Here is a 13980-nt window from a genome sequence, read left to right as displayed (position 1 = left end):
TCGTGATCAACCCAAGTCGCACGCCTCACCGAGCGCGGCGTAGATCGCGTCGAGATCGGTATCGTCGATGCAATAGGGCGGCATGACGTAGAGCGTCGACCCCAGCGGCCGCAGCAACACACCCGCCTCGCGGAACTGCGCCATCAGCTTCGGCGCCCGGTCGGACAGATACCCCTCGTCGCCTTCCAGCTCGAACGCCGCGATCGTCCCCAGCCGCCGCGCGTTGGCGACCCGCGGATGCGTGCCCATAGCTGCCAGCCGAACCGCTTGCCGCTCTCCTAGCGACGCGATCCGCGCCACTACCGGCTCTTCGCGCCAGATCGCCAGATTGGCACTCGCCGCGGCACAGGCGACGGGATTGGCAGTGTAGCTCGACGAGTGAAAGAACATCGTCGCCCGGTCCGGCCCATAATGCGCCTGATAGATCGCCTCGCTCGCCATCGTCACCGCCAGCGGGATCGCCCCGCCGGTCAGCCCCTTCGACAGGCACATCAGGTCGGGCACGACGCCTGCCTGTTCGCACGCGGTCAGCGTGCCGGTGCGACCCCATCCAGTCATCACTTCGTCGGCGATGAACAATACGCCATGGGTCGCGCAGATACGGTGCATCTCGGCCAGTACCGCGGCCGGATACATCCGCATCCCGCCCGCGCCCAGCACCAGCGGTTCGACGATGAACGCCGCCGCGCCAGCGCGCGCCGCCGCCGCCAGCGCATCATAGGTCGCCTGCTCGCGCCCGGCGTCGGGGAAGGGGATCGACCCGACATCGAACAGCAGCGGGGCATAGGCGCGGTTGAACACCCCGCGCGCGCCGACCGACATCGCCCCGATGGTGTCGCCATGATAGCCATGGTCCAGCACGAGGATGCGGTGTCGGTCCTCGCCCCCGTTGCGCCAATAGCCGAGCGCCATCTTCAGCGCGACCTCGACGCTGGTCGATCCCGAGTCCGAAAAAAACACGCGGGTCAGCGCATCCGGCAGCATCGCGCGCAGCCCGGCGGCCAGCGTCTCGGCGGGCTCATGGGTGTATCCGGCAAAGATGATCTGGTCGAGCCGCCCCGCCTGTTCGGCGATCGCGGCGGCGATGCGCGGATGGTTGTGGCCGTGCGTCGTCACCCACCACGACGAGATCGCATCGACGATCCGCCGCCCGTCGGCACGCCACAGCGCCGCGCCGTCGCCGCGCACGATCTGCGGGATCGGTTCGTTCAACCCGTGCTGGGTGAATGGATGCCACACCGCGCTCACCGGAAATCCTCCACCGCGAACCCCTCGGTAAAGGCGCGCGCCAAGCTGTCGGGCGTCAGCTCGGGCAACTGCGGCAACCGCCCCAGCCGCCGCGTATTGCCCAGCCGGACGATCGTTTCCTCGCTGTCGGGCACCGCATCGCCGACGAACGCGACGCCCAGCAGCGGTACGCCGCGCGCGCGCAACGCCTCGATCGACAACAGGCTGTGGTTGATCGTGCCAAGCGCGGTGCGCGCGACCAGCACCACCGGCCGCTGCCAGCGTGCGAACAGGTCGGCAAAGGTCGTGGCGCCGGCGATCGGCACCAGCACGCCGCCGGCCCCCTCCACCACCAGCGGCCCGTCGACCACCGGCAACGTCAGCCGGTCGAGGTCGATCGTCACCCCGTCGATCGCCGCTGCGCGGTGTGGGGAGCAGGGGGTGGCCAGCGCATAGGCTTCAGGCAGGATACGGTCGGATGCGATCCCCGCCAGCCGCGCGACCCGCTGCCGATCGGTCCCGTCGTCGGTGCCCGCCTGCACCGGCTTCCAATAGTGCGCCCCGAGCGCGGCGGTCAGCGCGGCGGCGAACACCGTCTTGCCGATATCGGTATCGGTCCCGGTCACCACGATCGCGGTCATGCAAGTCGCTCCAGAACCCCGGCCAGCGCATCGATATCGGCCTCGTCGATGTTCAGCGTCAACGATATCCGCAACCGCGCGCTCCCCGCCGGCACGGTCGGCGGACGGATACCACGCAGGTCGAACCCGGCGGCCTGCACCGCCGCTGCCAGCGCCATCGCCCGCCCGTCGTCGCCGACGATCAACGGCAGGATCTGCGTTCCCGTCACGCTCGCGCCGAGTGGTCCCAGCCGCTTGCCTGCATGGCCGACCAACGCCGCCAGCCGCTTACGCCGCGCCGGCTCGTTCGCCAGCACGCCCAGCCCGGCGCGCACCGCCGTCGCCATGACCGGCGACGGCGCGGTCGAAAAGATGAAGCCGCGCGCCCGGTTGATCAGGAAATCGATGACGACCGCCGGCCCGCACACCAGCGCGCCTTCGCTGCCCAACGCCTTGCCACAAGTACGCAAGGTCACGACGTTCGCCTGTCCCTCCAGCGCGGCGGCCAGCCCGCGCCCATCCGGTCCGAACACGCCGGTCGCATGCGCCTCGTCGATCAGCAGCATCGCATCGTGCCGCGCCGCGACCTCCGCCAGCGCATCCAAGGGCGCGATGTCGCCGTCCATGCTGTAGAGGCTTTCGACCGCGATCCACGGGCTGCCCGTGCCGCCCTGCCGCCGCCAGTTGCGGATCGCATCGTCGATCGCGTGCGGATCGTTATGCCCCGCCGCCACCGCCGGGGCACGCGCCAGCCGCATCCCCTCATGCGCGCTGGCATGGATCAGCGTGTCGTGGACGATCAGGTCGCCCCGCTGCGGCAACGTCGCCAGCAGCGCCGCGTTGGCGGCGAAACCACTGGAGAACCACAGCGCATGCTCGCTGCCGAAGAACGCGGCGGCCTCGGCCTCCAGCGCTTCATGCTCGGCATGGTTGCCACGCAGCAGCCGCGACCCGCCCGACCCGACCGGCACCCCCCGCGCGATCGCGTCCGTGACCGCCTCGCGCAGCACCGTCGACCCGGCCAAGCCCAAATAATCGTTCGACGCGAAATCGCGCCCGGCGATCGGCATCAGTGCGCGCCGCCGGTCGATCGCCGACAGCCGCGCCAGATCGGCGGCGATCGGGCGCAGCGCCGGGGGCAGGGGGCTCGCATGCTGTCGGGCGTCGGTCATCGGGCGAGGCCCATATCGCCCGCTCCCGCGTGGCGCAAATCGGGTGCCCGCGCGTTACGCCGCCGATGGCGCGGACCGCCGATAGGGACTAGGCTCGATACATGGCAGATACCGCACCCGAATCCGAAGCATCCCGGCCGCCGGTCGACCGGACGGGGGCGAGCGGTACGGCGGCGACGCCACCGTCCGATCCGGTCGACGCGGTGGTCGATGCCCCGACCGAGGAGCTGCGTCGCGACCGGCTGCTCGCCGCGTTGACGCTGATCGCGGGGGTCGGGCTGGTGCTGGCGCTGCCCTTCGCGTTGCAGGCAGGCGCGCGCTTCTTCCTGCCGCTGACCGCCGCGATCGTCATCGCCATCGCGCTGGTGCCGCTGCTCGAATGGCAGGAACGGCACCGCGTGCCCGCACCGCTCGCCGCGCTGTTCTGCGTGTTGCTGTTCCTGCTGGTCGCCAATGGCGCGCTGGCGTCGATCGTCGTGCCGGCATGGGGCTGGGCGCAAATCCTGCCCGACCGGATCGACCGCGTTCAGGAAAATGTCGCGCCGCTGATCGATTTCTATGCCAGCCTCGAAAAATTCGTGAACGGCCTGATCGCCAACGTCGCGACCGCCCCCGCCAAACAGAGCGCGGCCAGCGTCGCCCCGCCGCAGTCGCTGCTCGATCTCGTCACGACCTCGGCACCGTCGGCGCTGCTGGAAATGTTCTTCGCGATCCTCGTAATCTATTTCTTCCTGGCGGGCTGGACCGATCTGCGCCGCGCGGCGATCACCGGTCGCAGCAGCTTCGGCGGGGCGATGGCGACCGCGCGGGTGATCCAGAACGTCGTCGACGACACCTCGGCCTATCTCGGCACGATCACGCTCATCAACCTGATGCTCGGCGTCATCGTCGCGCTGGCGCTGTGGTATATCGGTATGCCGACGCCGCTGATGTGGGGCGGGATCGTCGCGCTGCTCAACTATGTGCCGTATCTGGGCCCCATCTTCGCCGCGCTGCTGCTCGCGCTGGGCGGGTTGATGACCTTCACCGATATCTGGTGGGCGCTGCTGCCCGCGGCGATCATGGTCGGCGCGCATCTGGTGGAGGCAAACGTCATCACCCCGCTGGTCGTCGGCCACCGCCTGACGATCAATCCGTTGATGATCCTCATCACACTCAGCTTCTGGGGCTGGGTCTGGGGCACGCCCGGCGCGTTGCTGGCGGTGCCGCTGCTCATCATCATCCAGACGGTGCTGAAGGGCGCGGGCAAGCCCGATATCGCCGGCTTCCTGTTCGAACATGGCACACTGGTGCAAGACATACCGCCGTCGGGGCGAAATGCCGCCACGGCGAACAGCGCCGTTGACAGCCCCGGCGCGGCTCCGTAAAGGCCGCCTCCTCGCTAGAGAGCGGGTGTAGCTCAGTTGGTTAGAGCGCCGGCCTGTCACGCCGGAGGTCGCGGGTTCGAGCCCCGTCACTCGCGCCATGGCGCATCACATGGATGCGCCGGATCGCGACCCTTCAATAGCCCCGTTCGCGCGCGACGACGCCCAGCATCGGTTCGCCCGCGCGGTGCCGCCGGATGTTCGCCAGCACCGCTTTCCCCGACCCTTCGTTGTCCGTCGCCGCCGCGACATGCGGTGTCACTACGACGCGGGGATGGTGCCAGAGCGGATCGGCGGCCGGCAACGGTTCGACCGGCGTCACGTCGAGGACCGCGCGCGACAGCCGTCCGGCATCCAGCGCCGCGACCAGCGCCGCCGCATCGAGATGCCCGCCACGTCCCGCACTGACGATCGCCGCGCCCGACGGCATGCGTTCGAACAGCGTACGTCCCAGAAACCCGCGCGTCTCGGGCGTCAGCGGCAACAGGTTGACCAGAATGTCCGCCTGCGCCGCAAAGTCCCCCAGGCCGTCATCGCCGTGGAAACAGGTCACGCCGGGCAGCGAACGTGGCGACCGGCTCCAGCCCGACAGCGCGAACCCGAACGGTTCCAGCGCATCGAGCGCCGCCGATCCCATCTGCCCCAGCCCGGCGATCCCGACGCGCCGTTCCCCCGCCGGCACCTGCGGCAACTGCCGCCACACGCCGGCACGCTGTTGCTCGGCATAGGCGTACAGGTCGCGGTGCAGCGCCAGCACCGTCATCGCGACATACTCCGCCATCGCTGCGGCTAGGTTCGGTTCGACCAGCCGCACCACCGTCACCTGCGCCGGCACCTGCGACAGGTCGAGCTGGTCCACGCCCGCGCCGATCGAGAACAGCACCTCGAGGTTCGGCAGCGTCTCGATCAGTCCCGGCGCCAGCGTCCACGCCGCCAGATAGCGAATGTCTGCTGGATCGCCGATCGCCGGCGCCAGCCGCACGTCGAGGTCGGGCATCGCCCCGGCGAATATCGCCGCCCAAGCCTCGCCGCGCGCCGGCTGCGCAGTATAGAGCAATGCCATCGGTCGCCTCCATCGAATGAACCTAGGGTCGTGCCGCACCGCCGTCTGCCCGGTCAAGCACCGCACGGTTGCTAAGGATATGTTATCACGTATACATCGCCGCAATGCATCTGGAAGCGAAGCGCCCGACGACCCGCCTGCAATCGATCGATGCCCTGCGCGGGCTGGTGATGGTCGTGATGCTGCTCGACCATGTCCGCGAGACGTTCTTCACCCATTTGCAGGTTGGTGATCCGGTCGACGCCACCACGGTGATGCCCGCGTTGTTCTTCACCCGGCTGCTCAGCTCGATCTGCGCACCGGTGTTCGTCGCGCTGACCGGGCTGTCGGCATGGCTGTACGGCCAGAAACATTCGCGCGCCGAAATGTCCGACTTCCTGCTTCGGCGCGGCGCATTCCTGCTGATCTTCGAAATTACCTTCGTCTCGTTCGCGTGGAGCGCGAAGTTCCCGCCGCAGACGCTGTGGCTGCAGGTCATCTGGGCGATCGGCGCCAGCATGGTCGTCCTCGCCGGTGCGGTGCATTGTTCGCGAAAGGTGATCGTCGCGCTGGGGCTGGCCGTTGTCTGCGGCCATAATCTGCTCGACGGCATCGTGCTGGCGCCGGGCGACGCGTTCTTCGTGCCGTGGGCGCTGCTGCACCAGCGCGCCGCGTTCGAATTTCTCGGCATTACCTGGAAGACGACCTATCCGGTATTGCCATGGATCGGCCTGATCCTGCTGGGCTATGGCATCGGTCCGTGGTTCGCGAACGCCACCGCCCCGGCCGTGCGGCTGCGGCGGCTGCGGCGGCTGGTGCTGCTGGGGCTCGGCCTGATCGCAGGGTTCGTCGTGCTGCGAACGTTGAATATCTATGGCGACCGGCCATGGTTCGATGCCGGCACGCCGCTGCGCACTGCGATCAGTTTCCTCGCGCTCACCAAATATCCGCCATCGCTGCTGTACCTGCTGCCGACGGTCGGCCTCGGTGCGCTGCTGCTGGCGGCGTTCGAGCGGTGGCAGGCGTCGCGCTTGATTCCGGCGCTGGCGATCTTCGGCGCGGCACCGATGTTCTTCTATCTGCTGCACCTGTACCTGTTGCGCGCGCTGTACCTGATCGCACTCGGGCTGTGGGGTCCGAACCGGGGGACGGTGTACGGGTTCGACCATCTCGCCGGCATCTGGGCGCTCTATGCCGTGCTGCTGGCCGCGCTCTACCTGCCGACCCGCCGGTTCGCGCAGTTCAAGCAGCGCCGCAACGATATCGGCTGGCTAAAATATCTCTGAAGCCTAGCGCGCCCCGACCACCCGCGCGGCCAGCGCCGCGATCCACGCGATGCCGGGGCCGATGATCGCATCGTTGAAGTCGTAGCGCGGGTGGTGCAGCGCGGGGTTCTCGCCCCCCTCGCGCGCCTGCCCGAGCCAGACATAGGCACCCGGACAGGCCTGTAGCATGAACGAAAAGTCCTCGGCCGTCATCGCCGGATCGGGCGCCTCGCCGTGCGCCAGTCCGGCGGCGGCCGCCGCCTCCAGCGCGATCGACGCCGACCGCGCGTCGTTGATCGTCGGCGGGTAGGTGCGGATATAGTCGACCTCGATCCGCGTATCGCTGGCGATACCGATCCCCGCCGCGACCGACCGGATCGCCGCCTCGATCCGCGCCTGCACCGCCACATCGAAGGTGCGGACCGTGCCGACCAGCGTCACCTCCGCGGGGAGGACGTTGTGCGTATCGCCGCCGTTGACCTGCGTCACCGACAGCACCGCGGGGTCGGTCGGTGCGATCCGCCGCGCGACGATGGTGTTGAGCTGCGTGACCAGCTGCGCTGCTGCGAGCACCGCATCGGGCGTCCCTTGCGGCATGGCGGCATGCCCACCCTTGCCAAGAACCCTGATGACGAACTTGTCCGCCGCCGCCATGATCGGCCCGGCGCGCGTGCGGATCTCGCCCGCCGGCAGGTCGGGCCAGTTGTGCAGCGCGAACACGCTGTCGCACGGGAAGCGTTCGAACAACCCGTCCTCGATCATCGCCCGCGCGCCCGCCTGTCCCTCCTCGGCCGGCTGGAAAAGGAAATGGATCGTGCCGTCGAACGGCGGCAGGCTGGCCAGATGCCGCGCCGCGCCGATCAGGATCGCGGTATGTCCGTCATGGCCACAACCATGGAACACGCCCGGACGGGTGCTGGCATAGGGCGGCGCGCCTTGTTCCTGAAACGGCAGCGCATCCATGTCGGCGCGTAGGCCCAGTGTCGCACCCGGCCGCCCATGGGTCAGCGTCCCCACCACCCCGGTCCCGCCGATCCCGGTCGTGACGGTGAGCCCCGCGGCACGCAACTGTTCGGCGACGATTCCGGCGGTGCGATGTTCGGCAAAGGCCAGTTCGGGATGGGCGTGGAGATCGTGCCGGATCGCGGTCACGGCATCGACGATCTCGGCGAAACGCTGGTACATGGCTGCCCTCGCGAAAGCGTCAGCTTGCCGCCGCTGCCACATCCCGGTCAACCCCGGCGGCTCGCGCGATCGTATAGCGAAATTCGCGACACCCCCTGCCGTCTTCGCCAGGAAGATCGTAACGGACGGGAATGCGGATGGCACGGGGCAGGGCGGTGATTGGGGCGATAGCGGCATGCGGCATTGCCGCACCCGCCGTCGCACAGGTTGCCGCACCCAGCGTCGAGCGCGCGCCCGGCAATGTCGAACTGCCCGAGGTGGAGGCGCGCGATCCGCTGGTCCTGCAACTCGCCTATACCGGCGATATCCTGTCGTCGGTCGCGGGCGGGCGGCGGCGCGGTACGCGCTGGATCAACAATGTCAGCGCGATCGCCACCGCCGATCTCGACGCGCTGGGCGTCGTCCCGCGTACCACGGTGCTGGTCCACGGTTTCTACAATAACGGCGCCAGCTTCAGCGGCGACGTGGTGGGCGATGGCCAGATCGCGTCGAGCATCGAAACCGGCGTGCCGCTGTTCCATCTGCTGGAGGGCTGGGTCGAGCATCGCGGCACCGACGACCGCTGGTCGGTGAAGGTCGGGCTGTACGACGTGAACAGCGAATTCGACGCGGTTCAGACGTCGCTGCTGTTCGTCAACAGCGGCTTCGGCATGGGCAGCGAACTGGGCGGATCGGGGCGGGCCGGGCCGTCGACCTTTCCCAGCACCAGCCTGTCGGTCCGCGGGCAGGTGAAGGTCGGCAACCGGCTGACGCTGCGCGCGGCGGCGGCGGATGGCGTGCCGAACGATCCCGCCCATCCGCGCCGCATCTGGATCGGCATCGGCGGCGGCGACGGCGCGCTGCTGATCGGGGAGGCGGATGCCGAACTGGGCCGTGTCCGCCTGCTCGCCGGCGGCTGGACCTATACCGCGCGCAGCGACGACCGCTTCGACGTGGCGACCCACGCGCCGGTCGTCCGTCAGGTGCATAGCCGCGGCGCCTATCTGCGGGGCGAGGCACAGCTGGCGGGCGACCGGGCGCGGGGAATGCGCGGCTTCTTCCGGCTGGGGGTGGCGAGCGACCGTGCCAATCTGATCGCCGGCTTTTCCTCCGTCGGGCTCGTCTGGCGCGGGCTGATCGGTGCGCGGCCCGCCGACGATAGCGGGATCGCCATCGCCTATGCCGGGGCGGGCAGCGCCGCACGCGCGATCGTGCGCGCGACGATCGGAACGCCGCCGAGGGGGGAGGCCTTGATCGAACTCAACCACCGCCTCGCGATCGCCGACGGGATCGGCGTCCAGCCGCACGTACAGTATATCGTCGCACCGGGGCTGAACCCGACGGTCGACAACGCGCTGGTGCTCGGCCTGCGCCTGACCGCGACCATCGCCGAATGACCTTTTTGCCGGTGCTTGCCAAGAACACGCTTTACACCGCCGATCGGCTATCCTACAGGCCGCCTCCTCGCTAGAGAGCGGGTGTAGCTCAGTTGGTTAGAGCGCCGGCCTGTCACGCCGGAGGTCGCGGGTTCGAGCCCCGTCACTCGCGCCATCCTTCACGGATCGGCGCTACCGCCAGCGGCCCGTTTCCATCCACGACAGCATGCGCCGCATTGGCAGTACCCATAGCCATGCGATGCCGGCGATCAGGTAGAATGCCAGCTGCAGCACCCAGTGCCAGCCGCCGACTACCGGCGACAGCATCGCGACCGCCACCGCCCACAATGTCAGCATGACGAGGATCGCCAGCACGCCCACCGGTTTGCGCCAGGTCGGTTCGTTCACTTGGGGCCTCCCGGCAAGAATGTATCGGCTTCGGTGACGATCATGTGCAGCGGCACGTCCCATGGGTCGCGAGGCAGGTCGTCCACCTGCTGCACCGACCACGCGATACCGATTCGCAGCGCGTCCGGCCAGAGCGCAAACGCCCGGTCGTAATGGCCCGCCCCCTGGCCCAGCCGGTTGCAGCGCGAATCGAACCCGACCAGCGGCGTGAGAATGATGTCGGGTACGACGCCGCCGTCCGCCGCCACGGGCTGGCGCAGGCCGTAGGGGCCCTCGATCATCGCCTCCGGTGGCGCGACATGGAAGGTGATGGGCAATGCCAGGTCGACCACGACCGGCCATGCCAGCTGCCCGCCTGCGGCCAGCACCGCCGCATCGAACAGCGCAGGATCGGCTTCCCCGCCGACCGGCACATAGCTGGCGACGATGACGCCAGGGCGCAGCGCTTCGATCAACAGCGGGGATGGGGCAGGCAGCGGCGGACAGGTAGCGGCAAAGCCACGCCGGCGCGCCCGCAATGCGCGGCGCAAGCTCGTCTTGTCGATCATATCCGTCCGAAGGTGTGGCGGAACCACCATGGGCCGTTTGCCGCGTTATCCACTGACGCACGGTACGTCAGGTGGGGATCATGTACGTCAGACCAGGATCTGCGCAGGGACAACCCCCATGGATGAAGAAATAGCCTCAGGGATTATGCATGGCTCGCACCGGGCAGTCCCGCCGACTCCTATCTAGGCGTCCGGGCCCGGCGCCTCAAGGGCCGATGCGACCGCTTCCAGTCGTTCGGCGATCCGCTCCAGTACTGCCGGGGCGGGATCGGCCGGCGCATCGCTCGGCCCTTCGCTCAACTGGTCGGCCAATATCAGCGCGATATACAGCAGCGTTCGCTCCGACGACCCGCCCGACGCCCGCTGCGCGGCCGCGGCATGGCGTTCCAGCACCGCCCCCAGCGCCCTCAGCTTGGGTTCCTCGCCGTCGCGGCATGCTACCTGGTGGCTGCGCCCGGCGATGTTGAGCGTGATCTGTCCCATCAGTCGGCATCCGCTTCACGCGCGATCACCGCGTCCAGCGCGCCGATCGCATCGCCGATCCGCGCCTTGAGCGCGGCATGCCGCGTGGCGATCGCCTGATTCGCATCGACCTTCACCTGTGCGGCGCGTTCGATCCGCGACAACGCCTGTTCGATACGCGCAACCGCGGCTGCATGGGGGTCGTCGTTCATCCGAAGAAACTATCGCTGCTATACATGTTAAACAAGCCTCGGGTTTGGCGGTTGACTGATACGCGTGACGGTTCCAAAGGCTCGCGCAACCCTAGTAGCGCCCAACAGGAGTGCGCGTGACCATATCCCAGCTCGAACTCGCCAACGCCATCCGCGTTTTGTCGATGGACGCGGTGGAGGCCGCCAATTCGGGGCACCCCGGCATGCCGATGGGCATGGCGGACGTCGCGACGGTCCTGTGGTCCAAATTCCTGAAATTCGATCCCGCCGACCCGAATTGGGCCGATCGCGACCGCTTCATCCTGTCGGCGGGGCATGGATCGATGCTGATCTATTCGCTCCTTCATCTGACCGGCTATGCCCGTCCGACGATCGACGACATCGCCGCCTTCCGCAAGCTCGGCAGCCCGTGCGCCGGCCATCCGGAGAATTTCGAGCTGCCCGGCATCGAATGCACCACCGGTCCGCTGGGGCAGGGCCTCGCCATGGCGGTCGGCATGGCGACGGCCGAGCGGCACCTGAACACCGTGTTCGGCGACGGACTGGTCGATCACCGCACCTGGGTCATCGCCGGCGACGGCTGCCTGATGGAAGGCATCAACCACGAGGCGATCGGCCTTGCCGGTCACCTCAAGCTCGGCCGCCTGAACGTCCTGTGGGACGACAACCGCATCACCATCGACGGATCGACCGACCTGTCGACCAGCGAGGACGTCGCCGCGCGCTACGCCGCGACCGGCTGGCACGTCGTTGCGTGCGACGGCCATGACTTTGCCGATATCGAACGCGCACTCACCGAAGCTGCCGCCGATCCGCGTCCGTCGCTGGTCCGCTGCCGCACCGTCATCGGCAAGGGCGCGCCGAACAAGGGTGGCAGCCACAAGGTTCACGGTTCGCCGCTGGGGGCGGAGGAAATCCTCGCCACCCGCGCCGCGCTGCTTTGGGAACACGAAGCATTCCATCTGCCGGAGGCCCTGACGGAGGCGTGGAAGGCCGTCGGCGCACGCGGCGCGTCGGTCCATGCCGACTGGAACGCCCGCCTGTCGGCCCATGCCGACCGTGCCGAATTCGAACGCCGCATGGCGAACAAACTGCCCGACGGCTGGTCGCTCAAGGACCATGTCGACGACCTGCTCGCCGATCCGAAGAAGGTCGCGACCCGTGTCGCCTCTTCGCTCGCGCTGGAAGCGATCAACGCCTCGCTGCCCGAAACGATCGGCGGCTCGGCCGATCTGACCCCCTCGAACAATACCCAGACCAAGGCGCTCCAGCCGCTGACGGCGGACGATTATTCGGGCCGCTACATCCATTACGGCATCCGCGAATTCGGCATGTCGGCGGCGATGAACGGCATGGCGCTGCATGGCGGCGTGCTGGCCTATGGCGGCACCTTCCTCGTCTTCGCGGACTATGCCCGTCCGGCGATCCGGCTGTCGGCGCTGCAGAATGCCGGCGTGGTCTATGTCATGACCCACGACTCGATCGGTCTGGGCGAGGATGGTCCGACCCACCAGCCGATCGAGCATGTGATGAGCCTGCGCATCATCCCCGGCCTCGACGTCTATCGCCCCGCCGATGCGGTCGAGACCGCGGAATGCTGGGAACTGGCGGTACAGCGCCGCGACGGTCCGTCGCTGCTCGCGCTGTCGCGGCAGAACCTGCCGCAGGTCCGTGACAGCGCTACCGAGAACCGCTCGGCACGCGGTGCCTATCGTCTCAAGGATGCCGAGGGCGACCGCCGCGTCATCCTGATCGCGAGTGGTTCGGAAGTCGAGATCGCGCTCGGCGTCGCCGCCAGCCTTGAAACGCATGGCATCGGTGCCGACGTCGTGTCGATGCCATGCTGGTCGCGCTTCGATGCGCAGGACGCCGCGTACCGCGAGGACGTGCTGCCGCATGCCCGCCCCGACGAGATCCTGCGTGTGTCGATTGAGGCGGGGACGACGATCGGCTGGGAACGCTACACGATGGTCGACGGCCTGCGCTTCGGCATCGACCGGTTCGGGGCGTCGGCCCCGGCGGACAAGCTCTACGAATATTTCGGACTGACCGCCGATGCCATCACCGCGAAGGTGCTGGCACGGCTTGGCAACTGAGGAGACGCGGATATGACGAAAGTAGCGATCAACGGGTTCGGACGCATCGGCCGTCTGGTGGCGCGCGCGATCCTCGAACGCCCCGACAGCGGGCTCGAGCTGGTCACGATCAACGACCTCGCCGATGCCAAGTCGAACGCTTGGCTGTTCAGCCGCGATTCGGTCCATGGCAAATATCCGGGTGAGGTTGCCGCCGAGGGAGATGATCTGGTCATCGACGGCAAGCGCATCCGCGTCACCGCCGAGCGTGATCCCGCCAACCTGCCGCACAAGGAACTGGGCGTGGAGCTGGTCCTCGAATGCACCGGCTTCTTTACCGACCGCGACGCGTGCCAGAAGCATATCGACGCCGGTGCGAAGCGCGTGCTGATCTCGGCGCCGGGCAAGAATGTCGACCTGACCGTTGTCTACGGCGTCAACCACGACAAGCTGGAGGCCGGCCACACGATTGTGTCGAACGCGTCGTGCACCACCAACTGCCTAGCGCCCGTCGCCAAGGTACTGAACGATTCGATCGGCATCGAACGCGGTCTGATGACCACGATCCACGCCTATACCAACGATCAGAAGATCCTCGACCAGATCCACCCAGATCTGCGCCGCGCGCGTGCCGCCGCGATGTCGATGATCCCGACCACCACCGGTGCCGCCCGTGCGGTCGGGGAAGTGCTGCCCGAACTGAAGGGCCGTCTCGACGGTTCGGCGGTCCGCGTGCCCGTGCCGGACGGCAGCCTCGTCGACCTGACCTTCACGCCGAAGCGCGACACGACGAAGGACGAGGTCAACGCGATCCTGAAGGCGGCGTCGGAATCGGGCCCGCTCAAGGGCGTGCTGGTGTTCTCGGACGAACCGCTGGTGTCGATCGATATCGTCCACACCCCCGCCTCGTCGACCGTCGACAGCCTCGAAACCGCCGTGCTCGACGGCAAGCTGGTCCGCGTCGTGTCGTGGTACGACAACGAATGGGGCTTCTCGAACCGCATGGTCGACACCGCGACTGCGATGGCGAAGCTGGGCTGACCCG

Annotated in this window: 14 protein-coding genes and 2 tRNA genes; 7 read left to right on the top strand and 9 right to left on the bottom strand. The window is 68.2% G+C overall.

Features of this window, described 5'->3' with window-relative positions:
• Positions 1–6: 6 nt before the first annotated feature.
• Genes MF610_RS07075 through MF610_RS07065 form a run of 3 tightly spaced genes read right to left on the bottom strand, consistent with a single transcriptional unit; the run spans position 7 to position 3019 of the window.
• Entirely contained in the window at positions 7–1248 is a 1242-nt protein-coding gene (locus MF610_RS07075) for an adenosylmethionine--8-amino-7-oxononanoate transaminase (RefSeq protein ID WP_242194294.1), read from the bottom strand.
• On the bottom strand, positions 1245–1868 hold the full coding sequence (gene bioD / locus MF610_RS07070; protein ID WP_242194292.1) for a dethiobiotin synthase: 624 nt from the start codon (positions 1866–1868) through the stop codon (positions 1245–1247). Before bioD ends, MF610_RS07075 begins: the two co-directional genes overlap by 4 nt.
• Positions 1865–3019 carry an 8-amino-7-oxononanoate synthase gene (locus MF610_RS07065; RefSeq protein WP_380870845.1) on the bottom strand — a complete coding sequence of 385 codons (1155 nt, stop codon included), beginning with the start codon at positions 3017–3019 and terminating at the stop codon, positions 1865–1867. The genes bioD and MF610_RS07065 overlap by 4 nt, the downstream gene beginning before the upstream one ends.
• Positions 3020–3120: 101 nt before the next feature.
• Here MF610_RS07065 and MF610_RS07060 point away from each other — a divergent pair, with 101 nt between their 5' ends.
• Together MF610_RS07060 and MF610_RS07055 are read left to right on the top strand one after the other, a co-directional pair.
• Positions 3121–4386: an AI-2E family transporter gene (locus MF610_RS07060; RefSeq protein WP_242194290.1), complete on the top strand. Its 1266-nt coding sequence runs from the start codon at positions 3121–3123 to the stop codon at positions 4384–4386.
• Between the two features lie 21 nt (positions 4387–4407).
• A tRNA-Asp gene (locus MF610_RS07055) sits at positions 4408–4484 on the top strand.
• A gap of 35 nt (positions 4485–4519) precedes the next feature.
• On the opposite strand, the gene MF610_RS07050 is transcribed toward MF610_RS07055, so the two are convergent.
• Positions 4520–5446: a 2-hydroxyacid dehydrogenase gene (locus MF610_RS07050; protein ID WP_242194288.1), complete on the bottom strand. Its 927-nt coding sequence runs from the start codon at positions 5444–5446 to the stop codon at positions 4520–4522.
• A gap of 104 nt (positions 5447–5550) precedes the next feature.
• Between MF610_RS07050 and MF610_RS07045 the strand changes: the two genes are divergently transcribed.
• The gene (locus tag MF610_RS07045; RefSeq protein WP_242194285.1) at positions 5551–6711 is read left to right on the top strand and encodes an acetyltransferase domain-containing protein; all 1161 of its coding nucleotides are present in this window, start codon (positions 5551–5553) and stop codon (positions 6709–6711) included.
• Positions 6712–6714: 3 nt separating this feature from the next.
• Here MF610_RS07045 and MF610_RS07040 read toward each other — a convergent pair whose 3' ends face one another.
• Positions 6715–7875 carry an amidohydrolase gene (locus MF610_RS07040; protein ID WP_242194283.1) on the bottom strand — a complete coding sequence of 387 codons (1161 nt, stop codon included), beginning with the start codon at positions 7873–7875 and terminating at the stop codon, positions 6715–6717.
• 137 nt (positions 7876–8012) lie between these two features.
• Between MF610_RS07040 and MF610_RS07035 the strand changes: the two genes are divergently transcribed.
• A complete protein-coding gene (locus MF610_RS07035) occupies positions 8013–9251 on the top strand; it encodes a carbohydrate porin (protein WP_242194280.1) in 1239 nt (412 codons plus the stop codon).
• A 77-nt stretch (positions 9252–9328) separates the two neighbouring features.
• Positions 9329–9405 (top strand) — tRNA-Asp (locus MF610_RS07030).
• Between the two features lie 17 nt (positions 9406–9422).
• On the opposite strand, the gene MF610_RS07025 is transcribed toward MF610_RS07030, so the two are convergent.
• The 4 genes from MF610_RS07025 to MF610_RS07010 all read right to left on the bottom strand — a co-directional run bounded on the left by MF610_RS07025 (position 9423) and on the right by MF610_RS07010 (position 10860).
• Positions 9423–9638 (bottom strand): DUF2842 domain-containing protein, encoded by a 216-nt coding sequence (locus tag MF610_RS07025; protein WP_339328514.1) that lies wholly within the window; start codon positions 9636–9638, stop codon positions 9423–9425.
• Positions 9635–10186 (bottom strand): 5-formyltetrahydrofolate cyclo-ligase, encoded by a 552-nt coding sequence (locus tag MF610_RS07020; protein WP_242194278.1) that lies wholly within the window; start codon positions 10184–10186, stop codon positions 9635–9637. Before MF610_RS07020 ends, MF610_RS07025 begins: the two co-directional genes overlap by 4 nt.
• Positions 10187–10369: 183 nt before the next feature.
• A complete protein-coding gene (locus tag MF610_RS07015) occupies positions 10370–10669 on the bottom strand; it encodes a cell division protein ZapA (protein WP_242194276.1) in 300 nt (99 codons plus the stop codon).
• Complete coding sequence (locus MF610_RS07010; protein WP_242194274.1) at positions 10669–10860, bottom strand: hypothetical protein; 192 nt, start codon at positions 10858–10860, stop codon at positions 10669–10671. Before MF610_RS07010 ends, MF610_RS07015 begins: the two co-directional genes overlap by 1 nt.
• A gap of 116 nt (positions 10861–10976) precedes the next feature.
• Between MF610_RS07010 and tkt the strand changes: the two genes are divergently transcribed.
• Both tkt and gap read left to right on the top strand, forming a co-directional pair.
• The gene (tkt, locus tag MF610_RS07005; protein WP_242194271.1) at positions 10977–12956 is read left to right on the top strand and encodes a transketolase; all 1980 of its coding nucleotides are present in this window, start codon (positions 10977–10979) and stop codon (positions 12954–12956) included.
• A 12-nt stretch (positions 12957–12968) separates the two neighbouring features.
• Complete coding sequence (gene gap / locus MF610_RS07000) at positions 12969–13976, top strand: type I glyceraldehyde-3-phosphate dehydrogenase (RefSeq protein ID WP_242194269.1); 1008 nt, start codon at positions 12969–12971, stop codon at positions 13974–13976.
• Positions 13977–13980 lie beyond the last annotated feature (4 nt).

It is taken from the genome of Sphingomonas hankookensis (assembly GCF_022664465.1).
In the GTDB taxonomy this organism is placed as follows: Bacteria; Pseudomonadota; Alphaproteobacteria; order Sphingomonadales; family Sphingomonadaceae; genus Sphingomonas; species Sphingomonas hankookensis.
Note: the sequence above shows the minus strand (reverse complement) of the source record. Positions and strands in the feature narration are given on the sequence as shown.

Coding starts and splice junctions, on each gene's coding strand:
- MF610_RS07020 (WP_242194278.1), bottom strand. CDS start 10,186: ATGATCGACAAGACGAGCTTGCGCCGCGCATTGCGGGCGCGCCGGCGT.
- MF610_RS07050 (WP_242194288.1), bottom strand. CDS start 5,446: ATGGCATTGCTCTATACTGCGCAGCCGGCGCGCGGCGAGGCTTGGGCG.
- MF610_RS07060 (WP_242194290.1), top strand. CDS start 3,121: ATGGCAGATACCGCACCCGAATCCGAAGCATCCCGGCCGCCGGTCGAC.
- MF610_RS07065 (WP_380870845.1), bottom strand. CDS start 3,019: ATGACCGACGCCCGACAGCATGCGAGCCCCCTGCCCCCGGCGCTGCGC.
- MF610_RS07010 (WP_242194274.1), bottom strand. CDS start 10,860: ATGAACGACGACCCCCATGCAGCCGCGGTTGCGCGTATCGAACAGGCG.
- MF610_RS07045 (WP_242194285.1), top strand. CDS start 5,551: ATGCATCTGGAAGCGAAGCGCCCGACGACCCGCCTGCAATCGATCGAT.
- gap (WP_242194269.1), top strand. CDS start 12,969: ATGACGAAAGTAGCGATCAACGGGTTCGGACGCATCGGCCGTCTGGTG.
- MF610_RS07015 (WP_242194276.1), bottom strand. CDS start 10,669: ATGGGACAGATCACGCTCAACATCGCCGGGCGCAGCCACCAGGTAGCA.
- MF610_RS07035 (WP_242194280.1), top strand. CDS start 8,013: ATGGCACGGGGCAGGGCGGTGATTGGGGCGATAGCGGCATGCGGCATT.
- bioD (WP_242194292.1), bottom strand. CDS start 1,868: ATGACCGCGATCGTGGTGACCGGGACCGATACCGATATCGGCAAGACG.
- MF610_RS07040 (WP_242194283.1), bottom strand. CDS start 7,875: ATGTACCAGCGTTTCGCCGAGATCGTCGATGCCGTGACCGCGATCCGG.